Raw genomic sequence first — 19246 nt, 5'->3', positions numbered from 1 at the left:
GTGGGAAAAGTCAGAGGGCTTGAAACCCGTCGGTGTTCTCAGTACCAGCGCAGGCGCACCACCAGTTGCAGCAGGATCAGCGCGATCACAAAGCCTATGCCCGCGCTGACGATGGCCTGAAGCAGGCGGTTGGTGAGCTTTTGCTGCTGCAGCAGTTCCTTGAGCAGTTCGTCGTGCTCGCCGGAGTTGCGCGTGAGCCGGCGATGGATCAGGCGCGGCAGCTCGGGAATGAGCTTGGCGTAGCGCGGCGCCTCGGCCTGCAGCTCGCGCCACAGCCGCTGCGGGCCCATCTGGTCCAGCATCCATTTTTCGAGGAAGGGCTTGGCGGTGCTCCACAGGTCCAGATTGGGGTCCAGCTGGCGGCCCAGGCCTTCGATGTTGAGCAGCGTCTTTTGCAGCAGCACCAGCTGCGGCTGGATCTCGACATGGAAGCGGCGCGAGGTCTGGAACAGGCGCATCAGCACCATGCCCAGCGAGATCTCTGCCAACGGACGGTCGAAATACGGCTCGCACACCGCGCGGATGGCGGCTTCCAGCTCGTCCACGCGCGTGCTCGGCGGCACCCAGCCGCTTTCGATGTGCAGCTCGGCAACGCGCTTGTAGTCGCGGCGGAAGAACGCCGTGAAGTTCTGCGCCAGGTATTCCTTGTCGTACTCGGTCAGCGTGCCGACGATGCCGAAGTCCAGCGAGATATAGCGCCCGAAGGTCTCGGGCTCCAGGCTGACCATGATGTTGCCCGGGTGCATGTCGGCGTGAAAGAAACCGTCGCGGAACACCTGAGTGAAGAAGATGGTCACGCCGTCGCGTGCGAGCTTGGGGATGTCGACCCCGGCCTCGCGCAGGCGCTCGACCTGGCTGATGGGCACGCCCTTCATGCGCTGCATGACCATCACGTCGTTGCGGCAGAAATCCCAGTACACCTCGGGGATCAGCACCAGGTCCAGGCCTTCCATGTTGCGGCGCAGCTGCGCGGCGTTGGAGGCTTCGCGGATCAGGTCCAGCTCGTCGTGCAGGTAGTTGTCGAATTCGGCCACGACCTGGCGGGGCTTGAGGCGCTTGCCGTCGGCCGACAGCCGCTCGACCCAGCGCGCCATCATGTGCATGAGCGCCAGGTCCTTGTCGATCACGGCCTTCATGCCCGGGCGCAGCACCTTGACGGCCACATCGCGCTGCACGCCGTTGCGGTCGCTGATCACGGCAAAGTGCACCTGCGCGATGGAGGCACTGGCCACCGGCTCGCGCTCGAAGCTCACGAAGATCTGGTCCAGCTTCTTGCGGAAGGCACGCTCTATGGTGTCCACCGCAATCTGCGAATCGAAGGGCGGCACGCGGTCCTGCAACCGGGCCAGCTCCTCGGCCACGTCGGGCGGCATCAGGTCGCTGCGCGTGGACAGCACCTGACCGAACTTCACGAAGATGGGGCCCAGTTCCTCCAGCGCCTCGCGCAGGCGCTGGCCGCGCGGCTTGTCCAGCCGGCGGCCCAGGGTGAGCACCGCGCGTGCGCGGCGCATCCAGGGATGCTCGAAGCTCGACAGCACCAGCTCGTCGAGTCCGTAGCGGAACACCACCCAGAGGATGGTCAGCCCGCGAAGAAACCGGCTCATGGCTTGTCGTTCTCGAAACCGGGCAGGGACACCACGGGGGAACCAACGGGCGCGCTGGCGGGCGCTGCCGAACGTGCGGCTTCAGGGGCGGGGGCATCGGCATCGGGCTTGCCGGCCATGCGGGCGCCCACGAACTGGCGCAGTGCCTGGGCAGCGCTGCGGGCCACCTTGGCCACGGTGTGCGCGGGCGCATCGCCGATGATGCGGGCGAGGTCTTCCTCCACATCCCATTCGACGTGGTCCACCAGCCAGTTGATGTCGGCGGCCAGTTGCACGTCGCCTTCGATGCGGATGGAGGGCTTGTCGCCGCGCAGGGCCACCTGGGCCAGGGCCAGTGCGGAGGTCTCGGTCACTTCGAGCAGCAGATCGGGCTGCGCGTCTTCAGGCGCCACGTTGAACAGGCCGGCCGGCGTGATCTGCAGGGCCATGGAGTAGCCGCGCCACTGCACGCGCGCCACGCGGCCCTTTTGCCGCACCAGGCGCTCGGTGGCCTCCTTTTCCTGCATCAGCACATGGTTGAGGAACAGCACGATGCGCTGATGCACCTCGCTGACCAGCCATTGCGGCGGTTGCGGGCCGGCCATCACGCGTTCCATGAGGCCGTTCAGGAAAGAAAAAGGGGACTGTGTTGCCATAGTCCCCGATTATTCCCGAAGTGAGAGGAATTACTGCAATGCCTGGACTCCGGCGACCAGCCATCCGCTGCTGCCGCTCTTGGGCTTGGTCATGTTCCAGACTTCGCGGAAGGGCGTGGGACCTGCCGAGGCGTCTTCGCGGATCATGCCCGAGAATTCCACGCTGGCCATGTAGTCATTGCCCAGGTCCTCGATGCCCAGCAGTTGGGCGTCGATCATGACCACGTCGGTCTGGTTGGGCTGGCCGGGACGCTGGGCCTCGCGTTCGCTGAGCTGGCCACGGATCTCGGTCAGCATCTCGTCGGTCATCATGGCGCGCAGCGACGCGATGTCGGAGCGGTCCCAGGCCGATTGCAGCGTGACGAAGTTGCGCTTGGCAGCGGTGAGGAAGCCCTCGGTATCGAAGCCTTCAGGCACACCCCAGTTCTGCGAGCCTGCCAGGGCCGAGCCGATCTGCACGCCGGAGCCCGAGCCTGCAGCCAGGGCGGCCGGCTGATGGTTCTGCTCCCAGGGACGGGCCGATGCGTCGTTGCCGACCTTCTCGGGGTTGTACTGGCGTGCCAGCGGTGCGCTGTCCACGTTGCCACCGATATTGCCGGCACCGGCAGGCGCTGCGTTCTGGAAGGCAAAGGGGCTGGACGATGCCTGCTGCGCGCCAGCCGATGCACGGCGCGAACGCATGACCATGCCCACCACCACCATGATGACCAGGGCCAGCAGGCCGATCAGCAGGAACTGGCCGAAGGCGGCGCCCAGGCCCAGCGAGCTCGCCAGCCAGGCCAGGCCCAGGCCAGCGGCCAAGCCGCCAAGCATGGCGCCCCAGGGCTTCTTGGCGGGAGCAGCTGCCGGTGCAGTGGCCGGCTTGCCTGCAGCGTTCTGTGTGGCGGCGTTCTGCGGCGGCGTGTTCTGTGTCGGCGCGCGCGCGGCTTCACGCTGCGTCACGTTGCTCGACTGCTTGCCCACCGATCCGCCACCGCCCATGCGCTTGGCGTCGGCCGTGCCGTGGACCACCACCAGCATCGCGACCAAGACCATAGACCATAGCTTTTTCATGTCATCTCCTCGAATAATCGTGTTGCCGTCACCTCACCGAGCACCTCACGCGCTCAGCACTTGATTCCCACATGCAGCGCGGCAATGCCGCCCGTCATGTTGTGATAGTCCACATGGCCGAAGCCGCATTCCTGCATCAGGCGCTTGAGATCTTCCTGGCCGGGGTGCATGCGGATGGACTCGGCCAGATAGCGGTAGCTGGCGTCATCGCCCGCCACGAGCTTGCCCATGGCCGGAAGAATCTTGAAGGAGTACCAGTCGTAGGCTTTCTCCAGGGGCTTGGCCACCTTGGAGAATTCCAGCACCAGCAGCTTGCCGCCGGGGCGCAGGACGCGGTTCATTTCCTTGAGCGCCGCATCCTTGTGCGTCATGTTGCGCAGGCCGAAGGCCACGCTGACCAGATCGAAATGGTTGTCCGGAAACGGCAGGGCCTCGGCATCGCAGACCATGGTGGGCAGGATCACGCCCTTGTTGATCAGCCGGTCCCGGCCTACGCGCAGCATGGCTTCGTTGATGTCGGTGTGCACCACCTGGCCGGTGGAGCCGACCTTCTTGGCGAAGGCCAGGGCCAGATCGCCCGTGCCGCCCGCGATGTCCAGCGCCTTGTCGCCTTCCTTGAGGTTGGCCACCATCACCGTATAGGCCTTCCAGGCACGGTGCAGACCACCCGACATCAGGTCGTTCATGACGTCGTAGCGCGAAGCGACCGAGTCGAACACGCCGCGCACGCGGCTGGCCTTCTCGCGCTCGTCCACCGACTGGAATCCGAAATGTGTGGTGCTCATAACAACGATGCTAAGCAAGCAGTAGTAATGCGTACAGCGACAACCCCGTGTGGCCACGGGCTTTGCCGGGCAAGGGTTATCAAGAACAAACAGCCTGAAACGCCTTCAAACAAAGACTTTCAAGCTATTTTTAATATAGCACCACCCCCAATAACCCTGTGCTGTGCAAAGGTCCTGAATGTGGCGCTGCGGGAACGGCGCGGCAGACGCCGCGCCCCGGCCCCTGCGTGCGTAGTGCGTCAGTGGCTGCCGCAGCCGTGCCCGCCGCCGCCGGCCTTGCCGGGCATGGGGGTGTCGCGGTCCATGCCGGATTCCTGCAGGCGGTCCAGGTACTGGGTCCAGAACTCGTCCTGGCGGCGGCCCAGTTCGTAGAGGTATTCCCAGGTGTACAGGCCGCTTTCATGCCCGTCGCTGAAGAAAGGCTTGATGGCGTAGTTGCCCACGGGCTCGATGGCCGTGATGGCCACGTCGCGCTTGCCGGTCTGCAGCACTTCCTGGCCCGGGCCATGGCCTTGCACCTCGGCCGAGGGGGAGTACACGCGCAGCAACTCGAAGGGAATGCGAAAGCTTGCGCCGTCGGAATAGGCCACTTCCAGCACGCGCGATGCGCCGTGCACGGTCAGGGCTTCGGGAGTTGGGGTGTCAGGGGTCAGGCCGGCCATGCGGTGCTCCTCATTCAGTGGCGGGGTGCTGCTGCCAGGCATCGAGTGCCTGCGACAGCGCCGTGTCAATGGCTGGCAAGCGCGCTGCCACCTCGGCCTCGCGCTCGCCATTGCGCGGGCGCTGGGCAGCAGCCCAGACCGAGCCCGGAAAATGGCTGTCCCATTCGAAGCGCGCAACCACATGCCAGTGCAGGTGCGGCACCATGTTGCCCAGCGCCGCCAGGTTGATCTTGGCCGGCGCAAGGCGCTCACGCAAGACGCGCTCGACCACGACCACGGCATCCATGCAGTGCTGGCGGTCGGCGGCATCCAGGTCGGAGAACTCGGCCACATGCGCATTCCAGACCACGCGGTAGAAGGCCGGGAAGCCCTCTTCCTGGGCGCGGATCACTCGCAGGCGCCGGCCGCGCCAGACGGGCAGGCCGCCTTCTGTGGCGCACAGGGGGCAGGAAGCGGAAGCAGCCATCAGACCAGAACCCGTTCGATGCCGCCGGCGTTGGCGCGCTGAACATATTCGGCCATCCAGTTCTCGCCCAGGATCTGGCGCGCCATCTCGACCACGATGTAGTCGGCCTCCAGCAGGCCGTTGTTCATGTCGCCGCCGTAGCGCGACAGGCCCTGCAGGCAGCTGGGGCAGCTGGTGAGGATCTTCACGTTGTCCTTCTCGGCCAGGGCGCCGCTGGCGCGCAGCGCGGCCTCGCCCTTTTTGAGTTCCTCTTCCTTGCGGAAGCGGATCTGCGTGGAGATGTCGGGGCGCGTGACGCCCAGCGTGCCCGATTCGCCGCAGCAGCGCTCGCTCTTGATCACGCCGTCGCCGACCAGGGCCTTGACGGTCTTCATGGGGTCCTGCAGCTTCATGGGCGAGTGGCAGGGGTCGTGGTAGAGGTAGCCCTCCTTGCCCTGCAGCGTCACGCCCTTTTCCAGCAGGTACTCGTGGATGTCGATGATGCGGCTGCCCGGGAAAATCTTGCCGAACTCGTAGCCCTGCAATTGGTCGTAGCAGGTGCCGCAGCTGACCACCACGGTCTTGATGTCCAGGTAGTTGAGCGTGGTGGCGACGCGGTGGAAGAGCACGCGGTTGTCCGTGATCATCTTCTCGGCCTTGTCGAACTGGCCGCTGCCGCGCTGGGGATAGCCGCAGCACAGGTAGCCGGGTGGCAGCACGGTCTGCACGCCGGCATGCCAGAGCATGGCCTGCGTGGCCAAGCCCACCTGGCTGAACAGGCGCTCGGAGCCGCAGCCGGGGAAGTAGAACACCGCCTCGGTGTCCGCGTTCGTGGTCTGCGGGCTGCGGATGATGGGCACGTAGTCCTTGTCCTCGATGTCCAGCAGGGCACGCGCCGTCTTGTTGGGCAGGCCGCCCGGCAGCTTCTTGTTGACGAAGTGGATCACCTGCTCCTTGAGCGGCGCGCGCCCCACCGAGGCCGGCGGATGCTGGGTCTGCTTCCTGGCCAGGCTGTGGAGCACGTCGGAGGCCAGGCGCTGGGCCTTGAAGCCCACGCCGACCATGGCCGAGCGCATGAACTTGATGGTGTCCGGGTTGGTGGCGTTGAGCATGGCCATGGCCAGCTTGTTGCCGGGCCGGAAGCTCTTCTTGTCCATCTTGCGCAGCAGATTGCGCATGTTCATGGTCACGTCGCCGAAGTCGATCTTCACCGGGCAGGGGTTGAAGCACTTGTGGCAGACCGTGCAGTGGTCCGACACGTCCTCGAACTCCTGCCAGTGGCGCAGCGACACGCCGCGGCGCGTCTGCTCCTCGTACAGAAAGGCTTCGACCAGCAGCGAGGTCGCCAGGATCTTGTTGCGCGGGCTGTACAGCAGGTTGGCGCGCGGCACATGGGTGGCGCACACGGGCTTGCACTTGCCGCAGCGCAGGCAGTCCTTGACCGAGTCGGCAATGGCGCCGATGTCGCTTTGCTGCATGATCAGCGACTCGTGCCCCATCAGGCCGAAGCTGGGCGTGTAGGCGTTGGTCAGGTCGGCGAACATCAGCGATTCGCGCGGCGAGCGGCCGTCATGGCTCTGGCCCACCACGGCCTGCAGCTTCTCGTTGCGGATCAGCTTGCCCTTGTTGAAGCGGCCTTCGGGGTCCACGCGCTGCTTGTAGGCGGCAAAGGGCGCCAGTTCGTCGTCGCTGAGGAATTCCAGCTTGGTGATGCCGATTCCGTGCTCGCCCGAGATCACCCCGTCCAGATGGCGGGCCAGCACCATGATGCGCGCCACGGCCTCATGGGCGGTCTGCAGCATCTCGTAGTCGTCGCTGTTGACCGGAATGTTGGTGTGCACGTTGCCGTCGCCGGCGTGCATGTGCAGCGCCACCCAGACACGGCCCTTGAGCACGCGCTGGTGAATGGCGTTGACTTCGGCCAGCAGCGGCTGGAAGGCCGCGCCCGCGAAGATCTGGGCCATGGGCGCCTTCAGCTGGGTCTTCCAGCTCGCGCGCAGCGTGTGATCCTGCAGTTGCTGGAAGAGGTTTTCCACGTTGTCCAGCCAGCCCTGCCACAGCGTGCGCACGTCGGCCACCAGGGCCAGGGCCTGCTGCACGCGGTCCTCCAGCAGTTCGGCCGAAGGGATGTCGCCCGCATCGTCCTGCTTGCCCAGGGGCAGGTCGCCGTGCTGGAAGAAGTCCGTCAACGCGTCGCACAGCTTGAGCTTGTTGCGCAGCGACAGCTCGATGTTGATGCGCTCGATGCCGTCCGTGTACTCCCACATGCGGGGCAGCGGGATCACCACGTCTTCGTTGATCTTGAAGGCGTTGGTGTGGCGCGAGATGGCGGCCGTGCGCTTGCGGTCCAGCCAGAATTTCTTGCGCGCCTCGGCGCTGACGGCGGTGAAGCCCTCACCGTTGCGCGAGTTGGCGATGCGCACCACCTCGGCGGCCACGCGGGCCACATCGTCGGCGTTGTCGCCGGCAATGTCGCCCAGCAGCACCATCTTGGGCAGATGGCCGTTGCCCTTCTTGCTCTTGGTGGCGTAGCCCACGGCCTTCAGGTAGCGGTCGTCCAGGTGCTCCAGGCCGGCCAGCAGCACGCCCGAGCGCTTTTGCTCGGCGAACATGAAGTCCTTGATCTCGACGATGCTGGGCACGGCGTCCTTGGCGTTGCCGAAGAACTCCATGCAGACCGTGCGCGTGTGCTCGGGCATGCGGTGCACCACCCAGCGCGCGCTGGTGATCAGGCCGTCGCAGCCTTCCTTCTGGATGCCGGGCAGGCCCGACAGGAACTTGTCGGTCACGTCCTTGCCCAGGCCTTCCTTGCGGAATTTCTGGCCGGGAATGTCCAGCCGCTCGCTGCGGATGGGGGTCTTGCCGTCGGCCTCGAAGTACTGCAGCTCGAAGCTGGCCATCTCGGCGTCATGGATCTTGCCGAGGTTGTGGCCCACGCGCGTGACTTCCAGCCACTGCGCATCGGGCGTGACCATGCGCCAGGACACCAGGTTGTCCAGCGCCGTGCCCCAGAGCACGGCCTTCTTGCCGCCCGCATTCATGGCGACGTTGCCGCCGATGCACGAGGCCTCGGCCGATGTGGGGTCCACGGCGAAGACGAAGCCCGCGCGCTCGGCCGCATCGGCCACGCGCTGCGTGACCACTCCGGCCTCGGTGAAGATGGTGGGCACCTCGTGGTCCACGCCGGGGATGCGGCGCATCTCCACCTCCGTCATGGCCTCGAGCTTTTCGGTGTTGATCACCACGCTGCGCCAGGTCAGCGGGATCGCACCGCCCGTGTAGCCCGTGCCGCCGCCGCGCGGAATGATGGTCAGGCGCAGCTCGATGCAGGCACGCACCAGGGCGGCCATCTCGGCTTCGGTATCGGGGGTGAGCACGACGAAGGGATACTCGACGCGCCAGTCGGTGGCGTCCGTCACATGGGCCACGCGCGACAGGCCGTCGAACTTGATGTTGTCCTTGGCCGTGTGGCGGCCCAGGCTCTTTTGCACCCGGCGGCGCAGTTGCTCGGCCTCGACGAAGGTGGCGTTGAACTCATGCACGGCGCGGCGCGCCGCATCCACCAGCTGGCCCACCAGCGCATCGCGCACGGGGTCCTGCTGCGGAGCACGGCGCTTGTCGATCTCGCCCAGGCGGTGCTCCAGTGCTTCCACCAGCGCCTTGCGGCGATCGGGGCTGTGCAGCAGGTCGTCCTGCAGGTAGGGATTGCGCTGGACGACCCAGATGTCCCCCAGCACCTCGTAGAGCATGCGGGCGGAGCGGCCCGTGCGCCGCTCCTGGCGCAGCTGGTTGAGCACATCCCACATGGAAGTACCCAGCAGGCGGATCACGATCTCGCGATCGGAAAACGAGGTGTAGTTGTAGGGAATCTCTCGCAGACGTGCAGGTTCGGCTGCCTGTGCCTGCAGGGCCGCCAACGCAATCGGTACATTCATGGGGGTAGACCGTGTCTGGCGCTCTAGGGGCGCCGCTAAGCCAAGTGGGAGCGCAATTTTAAGCGAGCCCCTCGAAGGCCCGCTTCCTACGGGGCTCTGGGCGGCTCGCCGTCTTGCCCTGAGACGCCAGCCCTCGCCAACACCACGGGGCAGACACGCCCCGGCGAACCGGCCTTATACAGAAAGAGCACAAACGAGCCAATACGAACAACCCGTGCTTTTGAAACGAAATGGTATTGACCTAAAATAGCGCCGCTTCGCGTGTCATTTTTTGTCACACGACTGACATACGGGACCAGCGGCTCACCGGGTTTGGCCTGTAGTGCGGTAAGAAGCATCCGAAAACAATGACACAGACATGTCATGCCCCTGCCTTACCGTGGCAGCGGTCTGAAACCGTCACCGAACTAGAGGAGTCCTCATGCAACTGAAGCAACTGGCCATGGCGGCCGCGATCGCGGCCACCACCATCTCGGCACAAGCCCAAACCGAAATCCAGTGGTGGCACTCGATGAGCGCGGCCCTGGGCGACTGGGTGAACGACCTGGCCAAGGAGTACAACGCCAGCCAGACCCAGTACAAGATCGTGCCGACCTACAAGGGCCAGTATGACGAGTCCATGACAGCTGCCATCGCCGCGTTCCGCGCCGGCAATGCACCTGACATCCTGCAGGTCTTCGAAGTGGGCACGGCCACCATGATGGCCTCCAAGGGTGCCGTGGTTCCGGTCACCAAGGTCATGAACGACGGCGGCTTCAAGTTCGACCAGGGCGAGTACATCTCCGCCGTGGCCGGCTATTACACCGCCCCCAACGGCCAGATGATGAGCTATCCGCTCAACAGCTCGACCACCATCTTCTACTACAACAAGGACGCCTTCAAGAAGGCTGGCCTGGACGAGAACAAGCCGCCCAAGACCTGGCCCGAAGTGTTCGCCGCCGCTGAAAAGCTCAAGGCCTCGGGCCACCGCTGCGCACTGACCACGAGTTGGATGAGCTGGACCCAGCTGGAGAGCTTCTCGCTGTGGCACAACACCCTGTACGCGACCAAGAACAACGGCTTTGACGGCACCGATGCCAAGCTGGTGTTCAACTCGCCGCTGCACGTCAAGCACTTCGAGAACCTGGCCAAGGCCGCCAAGGACGGCAGCTTCGTCTACAAGGGCCGCGGCAACGTGCCCGACGCCGCCTTCGCTTCCGGCGAGTGCGCGATGATCACGGGCTCCTCCGGCCTGTACGCCCGCGTGGTCAAGGAAGGCAAGTTCGCCTTCGGCCAGTCGCAACTGCCCTACTACGCCGATGTGAAGGGCGCCCCCCAGAACACGGCCATCGGCGGTGCTTCCCTGTGGGTGATGGCTGGCAAGAGCGCCGAACGCTACAAGGGCGTGGCTGACTTCTTCAACTTCCTGAACAACACCAAGATCCAGGCCGCCAGCCACCAGCGCACCGGCTACCTGCCCGTGACCACCGCTGCGTACAAGCTGACCGAGGCTTCGGGCTTCTACGAAAAGCATCCCGGCACCGACACCGCCGTGACGCAGATGATCCGCAAGACCACCGACAAGTCGCGCGGCATCCGCCTGGGCAACTTCGTTCAGATCCGCACCATCATCGATGAGGAAACCGAACAGATCTGGACCGGCAAGAAGACTCCCCAGCAGGCACTGGACACCGCTGTCACCCGTGGCAACGAGCAACTGGGCCGCTTCGCCCGGGCCAACAAGTAATCCTCCCATGTGATCTGCGGTGTGGCCGCTGCGCAGGCAGCCCGCACCGTGCATCACAGGCCCGCAACCGGCGGCCCCACGGCCATCCGGTTTGCGGGCTGTTTTGTTCTACCGAGTTCCGTCATGGAAAAACGCGTTCTTTTTCGATCCGCCTGGCTGCCGTGGCTGCTGATAGCACCACAGATGGTCATCGTGCTGGTCTTCTTTTTCTGGCCCGCAGGCCAGGCCATCGTGCAGTCTTTCCAGGCGCAGGATACGTTTGGCTTTTCCACCGAATGGGTGGGCTTCGCCAACTTCCAGCATCTGCTGGATGACCCTGCCTACCTGGCCTCGTTCAAGACCACGGCCATCTTTTCCCTGCTGGTGGCGGTGTTCGGCATCGCGCTGTCGCTGATGCTGGCCATTTTTGCGGACCGCGTGATCAAGGGTGCGCTCGCCTACAAGACCGCCTTGCTGCTGCCCTATGCGGTGGCGCCCGCCGTGGCAGGCGTGCTGTGGGTGTTTATGTTCTCGCCGTCCATCGGCGTCGTGGCCTATGCGCTGCGCATGATCGGCTATGACTGGAACCACCTGCTGAACTCCGGCAACGCCATGACGCTGATCGTCATCGCCGCGATCTGGAAGCAGATCTCCTACAACTTCCTGTTCTTCCTTGCGGGCCTGCAGTCCATCCCCAAGTCGCTGATCGAGGCCGCCGCCATCGACGGCGCGGGCCCCATGCGCCGCTTCTGGGACATCCAGTTCCCGCTGCTGTCGCCCACCACGTTCTTCCTGCTGGTGATGAACGTGGTCTATGCCTTCTTCGACACCTTCGGCATCGTGGACGCCACGACCCAGGGCGGTCCGGGCCAGGACACCTCCATCCTGGTCTACAAGGTCTATCACGATGGCTTCAAGGCCATGGACATGAGCGGCTCGGCTGCCCAATCCGTCGTGCTGATGGTGATCGTGGTTGCACTCACCGTGATCCAGTTCCGCTATGTTGAGAAGAAAGTGCAGTACTGATCATGGTTGAACGCAGTCCTCTTCTGACCTTTTTCTCGCACCTGATCATGGTGCTGGGCGTGTTGATCGTCGGCTTTCCGCTGTACCTGGCCTTCGTGGCCTCCACGCACACGCCGCAGGACATCATCCAGGTGCCCATGCCCCTGGTGCCCGGCAGCAACTTCTGGGAAACCTACAAGGCCGCGCTGTTCGGCGGCTCGGGCCCTGGCTCCAGCGCGCCCGTGGCACGCATGATGTGGATCAGCTTCGTCTCGGCCATGGTGATCACCGTGGGCAAGATCGCGATCTCGCTGCTGTCGGCCTTCGCACTGGTGTACTTCCGCTTCCCATTCAAGAAGATCTGCTTCTGGCTGATCTTCGTGACCCTGATGCTGCCCGTGGAAGTGCGCATCGGCCCCACCTACGAAGTCGTCTCCACGCTGGGCATGCTCAACAGCTACGCCGGCCTGACGATTCCGCTGATCGCCTCGGCCACGGCCACCTTCCTGTTCCGCCAGTTCTTCCTGACGGTGCCGGACGAGCTGGTGGAGGCCGCCCGCATCGATGGCGCCGGCCCCATGCGCTTCTTCAAGGATGTGCTGGTGCCGCTGTCCAAGACCTCGATCGCGGCGCTGTTCGTGATCCAGTTCATCTACGGCTGGAACCAGTACCTGTGGCCGCTGCTCGTGACCACCTCGGAAGACATGTACCCCGTGGTCATCGGCATCAAGCGCATGGTGGCCAGCGGCGATACCGGCAACGACTGGAACGTGGTGATGGCGACGGCCCTGCTGGCCATGCTGCCGCCCGCTGCCGTGGTGATCCTGATGCAGCGCTGGTTCGTCAAGGGCCTGGTGGACACCGAAAAGTAAGCCGTCCACCGCCCCCACCCACCGTATAGAACCCCGCAGAGCAAGCGCCAGCGCCCTTCGCTCTGCGACTCAACCAGAATCTTCGTATGGCATCCATTTCCTTTCGCAACCTGATCAAGCGCTACGGCCACGGCCCGTCGGCCAACCAGGTACTGCACGGCGTCAACGCCGAAATCCAGGACGGCGAGTTCGTCGTCATCGTCGGCCCTTCGGGCTGCGGCAAGTCCACCCTGCTGCGCATGGTGGCGGGCCTGGAAGAGATCTCCGACGGCCAGCTGCTGATCGGCGACAAGGTCGTCAACGACGTGGAACCGGCCAAGCGCGACATCGCCATGGTGTTCCAGAACTATGCGCTGTACCCGCATATGTCGAACTACGAGAACATGGCCTACGGCCTGAAGATCGCCAAGGTGCCGCCCGAGGAGATCAAGCGCCGCGTGGACAAGGCCGCCAAGATCCTGGAGCTGTCGCACCTGCTGGACCGCAAGCCGCGCCAGCTGTCGGGTGGCCAGCGCCAGCGCGTGGCCATGGGCCGCGCCATCGTGCGCCAGCCCAAGGTCTTCCTGTTCGACGAACCGCTGTCCAACCTGGACGCCAAGCTGCGCGGCCAGACCCGCATCGAAATCCAGAAGCTGCACGCCGAGCTGGGCATCACCAGCCTGTTCGTGACCCACGACCAGGTCGAGGCCATGACCCTGGCCCAGCGCATGATCGTCATGAACGGCGGCGTGATGGAGCAGTTCGGCACGCCCGAAGAGGTCTACCACACGCCTGCCTCCACCTTCGTGGCCAGCTTCATCGGCTCGCCCCCGATGAACCTGCTCAAGAACGCGCCCGGCGGCACGGCCGGCCGCATCCTGGGCATCCGCCCCGAGCACCTGGTCGTCGTCAACGAAGGCGGCTGGGAAATCAAGGTGGACACCGTGGAAATGCTGGGCGCCGAGCGCCTGGTCTATGGTTCGCTCAATGGCGAGACGATGACGGTACGCATCGACGAAGGCGCGCCCTTCCCCAAGTCCGGCGAGACCATGCGCGTGCGTCCTTCCGAAGAGCGTCGCCTGCACTGGTTCGACGCAGAAAGCGGCAAGCGGATCTGATCCCCTGAAGGCCGGCTCTCCGACCTTTTCCAAGAGAGCCCCAGAGGCTCTCTTTTTCCATCCAAGCTCCCTTCTTTTGACGGACTCGCCATGACCGAGAACCTGAAATCCTGGCCCTACCCCCTGTGGGTGGCCCACCGTGGCGCCGGCAAGCTGGCGCCCGAAAACACCATGGCCGCTTTCCGCCTGGGCGCCGCGCACGGCTATCGCATGTTCGAGTGCGATGCCAAGCTGTCTGCCGACGGCGTGCTGTTCCTGATGCACGACGCCACGCTGGAGCGCACCACCAACGGCCACGGCACGGGTGGCGACCTGTCCATGGGCGAGATCGCCCAGCTCGACGCCGGCAGCTGGCACTCGCGCGCATATGCGGGCGAGGCCCTGCCCACGCTGGAAGCCCTGGCGCGCTGGTGCCTGGCCAACCACTTTTTCCTGAACGTGGAGATCAAGCCCACGCCCGGCCAGGAAGAGGCCACGGGCCGCGCCACGGGCGAGCTGATGAACCGCATCTGGCCCCAGGACCGGGTCCCGCCGCTGTTCACCTCGTTCAAGACCGATGCCCTCAAGGGCGCACGCGACACGGCGCCCCACATTCCACGCGGCCTGCTGGTGGACAGGCTGGCAGACGCCACGGGCGACGCCGACCTGCGCACCGCGCTGGAATTGGGCTGCGCAGCCATGGTGCTCAACCACGCGCTGTGGGATGCAGCCCTGGTCGCCAAGGTGCATGGCGCGGGCCTGCGCTGCAGCAGCTACACGGTCAACGACGAATGGGCCGCACAGCGCCTGATCGACCTGGGCACGGACGGCGTCATCACCGACCGTGTCGATATGTTCAGTCCCGCATCGCGCTGAGACGGCTGCCGGCTGACGGGGCCGGACCTTTGGAAACAACCGCTGCAGCGGCCCGCCGCACAATGTGCGTCCATGACACCGCCCTGCAGCCCTCTTCCGCAGCGCCCCACGTGGGCACAGGCCCTTCGCCCATGCCTGGCCATCTGGCTGATGGCTCTGGCGATGCTGCTCCTGTCTGCACCCGGCCCGGCCCTGGCCCAGGACGGCGCCACAGCCGCGGGCGCGACCGCAGAAGACGGCCGGCCCGCCCTTCCCAGCGTGGACGATCTGCGCAAGCAGCTGGACGCCATTCCCCGCAAGCTGGCCGAGGACGATGACGGCCGCAAGCTGCTGGACGAGGCTGCAGCCATTGGCACGGCAGCCGACCAGGTGGCGGCCCGCCGCACCGAGGAACTGGCCGATATCGATTCGCGCCTGGCCGGCCTGGGACCGGCGCCCGAAAAAGGCGCCCCCGCCGATGCGCTCGATGTGGCCGAGCAGCGCGCCAGCCTGGCCAAGCAACGCAGTGCCGTGGATTCCGAACTCAAACTCGCGCGGCTGGTGTCGGTCGATGCCGACCAGCGCGGCAACGAGCTGATACGCCAGCGCCGCGAACAATTCCAGGCCGCGCTGACGGCCCGCACCGATTCACCGCTGGGCCGCCCCTTCTGGCGCAATCTGAGCACCGCCGCGCCCCTGGACGCGGCGCGCCTGCGGGGGCTGGGGCGCGAGCTGCGCCAATCGGTGAGCTCCACCTTGGCCTCCGATCGCCGGGGCGGCTTTATCGCCAGCCTGGCCGCTGCCTTGCTGATCGCCCTGCTCGGCCCCTGGCTGGCCGAGCGCCTGCTGGTGCGCGCCGCGCCCGCACGCCTGCCCAGCGGCCGCCTGCGCCGCTCGCTGCGCGCGGCAGCCACGGTGGTGATCAACACGCTGCTGATCGGCCTGGCGGCGCAGCTGGCCTGGAGCGTGCTCAAGGCCGGCGATGGCTTCAGCGAATCGCTGGACGCGCTGGCCAAGGCCAGCGTGCAGGTCACGCTGTTCGGCGCCTTCGTGGTGTCGCTGGGCCAGACCCTGCTGTCGCGCAAGCGCAGCTCATGGCGCCTGCCCGGCGTGTCGGACGAGCTGGCCGAGCGGCTCAGCCCCTACCCCTGGTGGATTGCGGCAGGTGCCGCGATCAACGGCCTGGTGACCGAGGTCAACGCCATCATCGGCGCCAGCCTGGCCGCCGAGGTCACGGTGCACGCCCTGTCGGCCCTGCTGATTTCGGCCGTGGTCATGCTGGCCCTGCGGCATCTGCGCGCGCCGGCGCCAGTGGCGCAGGAAGACGGCGCCCAGGCGGAGCCCGCGCCGCCACGGCCCTTGTGGGTGGGACTGCTCGTGGCCTGCGCGGCGGTGGCCAGCATTGCCACCATTGCACTGGCCGTGACCGGCTATGTGGCGCTGGCCGGCACGCTGGCACGCCAGATGGTGTGGACCGGCGTGGTCTTTGCCACCACCTACCTGCTGTTCCAGCTGGGCGACGATCTGTGCGAGGCCCTTCTGTCGTCCAAGGGCAGCTTCGGCACCCGGCTGAACCAGGGCCTGGGCATCGAGGGGCGGCTGCTGGACCAGGCCTCGGTCCTGGTCTCGGGACTGTTGCGCGTGGCCCTGCTGTTCTACATGGTGATCGCCCTGCTGGCCCCGCTGGGCACGGGGCCCGACGAGGTGTTCCGCCGTGGCAGCACGGTCAATCACAGCCTCAAGGTGGGCGACTTCACCATGGCGCCCCAGGCCCTGTTCACCGCGTTTGCGGTGATCGTCACGGGCCTGATCGTGATCCGCGTGATCAAGCGCTGGCTGACGGACCGCTACTTCCCCAACACCTCGCTGGAGCCTGGCATGCGCAGCTCCATCACCACGCTGCTGGGCTATGTGGGCGGCATCTTCGTGGTGGCCGTGGCGCTGGCGGGGCTGGGCATCAGCGTGGAGCGCATCGCCTGGGTGGCCAGCGCGCTGTCGGTGGGCATTGGCTTTGGCCTGCAGGCCATCGTGCAGAACTTCATCTCGGGCCTGATCCTGCTGGCCGAGCGGCCCGTCAAGGTGGGCGACTGGGTGGTGCTGGGCGATACCGAGGGCGACGTGCGCCGCGTCAACGTGCGCGCGACCGAGATCCAGCTGGGCGACCGCTCCACCGTCATCGTGCCCAACTCGGAATTCATCACCAAGACCGTGCGCAACATGACGCTGGCCGGCGCGCCCGGGCGGGTGCTGCTGCGCCTTCCCGCACCGCTGGACACCGATGCCGAGCGCATGCGCACCCTGATCCTGGAAGCCTTTCGCGCGCATGAAGGCATCCTGGACACGCCCGAGCCTTTGGTGCAGCTAGAAGGCATTGCCAACGGCACGCTGACCTTCCTGGCCATCGGCTACGTCGGCAATCCGCGCAATGCGGGTGGCGTGCGCAGCGATGTGCTGTTCAGCATCCTGGCCTCGCTCAAGGGCGCAGGCCTGTACCTGTCGCCACCGGCCACCACCTCGGTGGCGGCACCCGTGGTGACAGGTCCGCCGGGCACGCCGGGCACGCCGACCATGCCCGGTGATCCGGCCAGCCCGGCCTAGCCGCGCCTTGCCATTTCCGATCGCACATGCGCTGCGACCACGGCCATCAGCTCACGCAGATGGCCGCGCAGAGGCTCGAATCCCGCATTGGGCTCGCGCGTGTCCTCGTCCATGTAGACCGGGCGGCGGATCTCGATCTGCAGGCTGTGCCGGCCCAGGTGCGGCTGGCCTATGCGCCCGATCAGCTCCACGCCCTTGTAGGGCTCGTTGTAGGCCACGCTATAGCCAAAGCCCGCCAACGTCTCGCCCACCAACTGGATGAACTCGGGCGCGCAGGTCGTGCCGTCGCGGTCGCCCAGCACGAAGTCGGCCAGCGGCGGCGCGTCGGTACGGCCCAGGCGCTTGTAGACATCGTTGGGCATGGAGTGCAGGTTCAGGTGCCAGACGCCGCCAAAGCGCTGCACGCTGCCATCGATGGCCTGCGCCAGCGCCGCATGGTAGGGGCGCCAGTAGCGCGCGATGCGGTGCTCCACCTCGGCCACCGTGCGCGGACGGTCATACAGCGGCGTTGCCACGCCGTCGCGGCTGATGCGCTGCCAGATCAGGCCCAGGCCCTGGCGCGTCTTGACGCTGGGCGCCAGGGGCACGGGCCACTGGCCGTCGATCTGGGCCGGGTCCAGGTCGGCCTCGCTGCGGTTGGGGTCGATGTAGGTGCGCGGAAAGGTGGCCTCGATCAGCGTCGCGCCATGCGCGGGCCACCGGTCCCAGAGCGCGGCCACATGCGTGTCCTCGCCACGGCGCAGCAGGGACATGGGCACGGCATGGCCGAAATCCTCGGGATAGGAGGTGCCGCTGTGCGGCGAGTCGCAGACGATGGGCAGCGCCTCGCCCATTGCGGGATGCACCACGACCGGGGTGTCCGGCCGGGGGCGCAGGAAATCCGACTGTGCCATGCGGTCCATCAGTCGAGCTTGATGTTGGCGCGCTTGGCCACGGCCGTGTAGCGCTCGATGGCGGCCTTGATCTGCTTGGCGAATTCCTCGGGCGTGTTGCCCATGGATTCGCCCGAGATGGATTTTTGCTTTTCCAGGTAGTCAGGCATGGCCATGGCCTTGTGCGCGGCGGCATTGAGCTTGTCGATGATGGGGCGCGGCGTGCCGGCCGGCGCAACCAGGCCGAACCAGCCGCCATCGCCCATCTGCGCAAAGCCCAGCTCGGTGTACGTGGGCACGTCGGGCAGCACATCGGCGCGCTTGAAGGCCAGCACCGCCAGAGGTCGCAGCTTGCCGTCCTTGATGTGAGGCAGCGTGGAGGGCAGGTTGTCCGTCATGGCATTGACCTGGCCGCCCAGCGCATCGGTGATGGCCTGGCCCGCGCCCTTGTAGGGGATGTGCAGCAGGTCGATGCCCGCCAGGTTCATGAAGTTCTCGATATTGGCGTGGCCCAGCGAACCCGTGCCCGGCGATGCAAAGCTGTACTTGCCCGGGTTGGCCTTGGCCAGGGCGATGAACTCCTTCATGGTCTTGGCGGGCACGCTGGCGTTGACCACGAACACGCTGGGCACCGACATCACATTGGTGATGGGCGCGAAGTCCTTGATCGGGTCATAGGGCAGCTTGCGGAAGATCGCCGGGTTGGAGCCGTGCGTGCTCACCGTGGCCATGCCGATGGTGTAGCCGTCCGGCGCGGCACGCGCGATTTCGGAAGCGCCGATGGAGCCGCCGGCCCCGCCGCGGTTGTCCACCACCACGGACTTGCCGAGGATCACGCTCATCTTCTCGGCCAGCAGGCGCGCCACCATGTCGGTGGAGCCACCGGCTCCGAACGGCACGACCAGGCGGATCGGACGGCTGGGATAGTCGGCCGCCGGGCCCTGGGCCCAAGCGGCGGGAGCCAGAAGAGCGGTGGCGGCGCAGGCGGCCAGGCTGGACAACAGGGTGCGGCGCATTGCCATGGGATGTTTCCTATCTTGGTTGGGGGTGGCGGCAAAGCACGGGCTCTGCGGAACAGGCGCTGATTCTGGACAGCCGCCGCACGCGCGAAAAGAGACAAGACGGCAAGCAACCATGACCAACC

The 19246-nt window shown here is 66.0% G+C and carries 15 protein-coding genes; 6 read left to right on the top strand and 9 right to left on the bottom strand.

What is annotated here, in order from left to right:
- Nucleotides 1-38: 38 nt before the first annotated feature.
- From ubiB to G4D77_RS22555, 7 genes are all read right to left on the bottom strand, one after another.
- On the bottom strand, nt 39-1604 hold the full coding sequence (ubiB, locus tag G4D77_RS22585; protein ID WP_016445674.1) for a ubiquinone biosynthesis regulatory protein kinase UbiB: 1566 nt from the start codon (nt 1602-1604) through the stop codon (nt 39-41).
- Nucleotides 1601-2239 (bottom strand): ubiquinone biosynthesis accessory factor UbiJ, encoded by a 639-nt coding sequence (locus tag G4D77_RS22580; RefSeq protein ID WP_026062830.1) that lies wholly within the window; start codon nt 2237-2239, stop codon nt 1601-1603. Before G4D77_RS22580 ends, ubiB begins: the two co-directional genes overlap by 4 nt.
- Nucleotides 2240-2269: 30 nt before the next feature.
- Entirely contained in the window at nt 2270-3292 is a 1023-nt protein-coding gene (locus G4D77_RS22575) for a Tim44 domain-containing protein (protein WP_154833627.1), read from the bottom strand.
- Nucleotides 3293-3345: 53 nt separating this feature from the next.
- Nucleotides 3346-4077, bottom strand: coding sequence for a bifunctional demethylmenaquinone methyltransferase/2-methoxy-6-polyprenyl-1,4-benzoquinol methylase UbiE (ubiE, locus tag G4D77_RS22570; RefSeq protein WP_012207259.1), 732 nt, complete (start codon nt 4075-4077; stop codon nt 3346-3348).
- Between the two features lie 239 nt (nt 4078-4316).
- Nucleotides 4317-4739, bottom strand: a complete 423-nt coding sequence (locus G4D77_RS22565; protein WP_016445670.1) for a gamma-butyrobetaine hydroxylase family protein — start codon at nt 4737-4739, stop codon at nt 4317-4319.
- A gap of 10 nt (nt 4740-4749) precedes the next feature.
- The gene (locus G4D77_RS22560) at nt 4750-5205 is read right to left on the bottom strand and encodes an HIT family protein (protein ID WP_017407144.1); all 456 of its coding nucleotides are present in this window, start codon (nt 5203-5205) and stop codon (nt 4750-4752) included.
- Nucleotides 5205-9119 carry a DUF3683 domain-containing protein gene (locus tag G4D77_RS22555; protein WP_016445668.1) on the bottom strand — a complete coding sequence of 1305 codons (3915 nt, stop codon included), beginning with the start codon at nt 9117-9119 and terminating at the stop codon, nt 5205-5207. Before G4D77_RS22555 ends, G4D77_RS22560 begins: the two co-directional genes overlap by 1 nt.
- 421 nt (nt 9120-9540) lie before the next feature.
- On the opposite strand from G4D77_RS22555, the gene ugpB reads away from it, so the two are divergent.
- From ugpB to G4D77_RS22525, 6 genes are all read left to right on the top strand, one after another.
- On the top strand, nt 9541-10845 hold the full coding sequence (gene ugpB, locus G4D77_RS22550; protein ID WP_012207263.1) for a sn-glycerol-3-phosphate ABC transporter substrate-binding protein UgpB: 1305 nt from the start codon (nt 9541-9543) through the stop codon (nt 10843-10845).
- A 123-nt stretch (nt 10846-10968) separates the two neighbouring features.
- Nucleotides 10969-11850, top strand: a complete 882-nt coding sequence (gene ugpA, locus G4D77_RS22545) for a sn-glycerol-3-phosphate ABC transporter permease UgpA (protein WP_016445667.1) — start codon at nt 10969-10971, stop codon at nt 11848-11850.
- A gap of 2 nt (nt 11851-11852) precedes the next feature.
- Nucleotides 11853-12701, top strand: a complete 849-nt coding sequence (gene ugpE, locus G4D77_RS22540; RefSeq protein ID WP_016445666.1) for a sn-glycerol-3-phosphate ABC transporter permease UgpE — start codon at nt 11853-11855, stop codon at nt 12699-12701.
- 86 nt (nt 12702-12787) lie between these two features.
- Nucleotides 12788-13798 (top strand): sn-glycerol-3-phosphate ABC transporter ATP-binding protein UgpC, encoded by a 1011-nt coding sequence (ugpC, locus tag G4D77_RS22535; protein ID WP_016445665.1) that lies wholly within the window; start codon nt 12788-12790, stop codon nt 13796-13798.
- A 90-nt stretch (nt 13799-13888) separates the two neighbouring features.
- A complete protein-coding gene (gene ugpQ / locus G4D77_RS22530; RefSeq protein ID WP_016445664.1) occupies nt 13889-14653 on the top strand; it encodes a glycerophosphodiester phosphodiesterase in 765 nt (254 codons plus the stop codon).
- Nucleotides 14654-14803: 150 nt separating this feature from the next.
- Nucleotides 14804-17230 carry a DUF3772 domain-containing protein gene (locus G4D77_RS22525; protein ID WP_154833626.1) on the top strand — a complete coding sequence of 809 codons (2427 nt, stop codon included), beginning with the start codon at nt 14804-14806 and terminating at the stop codon, nt 17228-17230.
- Here the strand turns inward: G4D77_RS22525 and G4D77_RS22520 are convergent.
- Both G4D77_RS22520 and G4D77_RS22515 read right to left on the bottom strand, forming a co-directional pair.
- Entirely contained in the window at nt 17227-18132 is a 906-nt protein-coding gene (locus G4D77_RS22520; protein WP_133072238.1) for an N-formylglutamate amidohydrolase, read from the bottom strand. The genes G4D77_RS22525 and G4D77_RS22520 overlap by 4 nt on opposite strands.
- Nucleotides 18132-19124: a tripartite tricarboxylate transporter substrate binding protein BugE gene (locus tag G4D77_RS22515; protein ID WP_016445661.1), complete on the bottom strand. Its 993-nt coding sequence runs from the start codon at nt 19122-19124 to the stop codon at nt 18132-18134. Before G4D77_RS22515 ends, G4D77_RS22520 begins: the two co-directional genes overlap by 1 nt.
- Nucleotides 19125-19246 lie beyond the last annotated feature (122 nt).

Source organism: Delftia sp. WY8 (genome assembly GCF_018437695.1).
Taxonomy (GTDB): Bacteria; Pseudomonadota; Gammaproteobacteria; order Burkholderiales; family Burkholderiaceae_C; genus Comamonas; species Comamonas tsuruhatensis.
The sequence above is the reverse complement of the archived record's forward strand: the minus strand, read 5'-3'. Positions and strand labels throughout refer to the sequence as shown.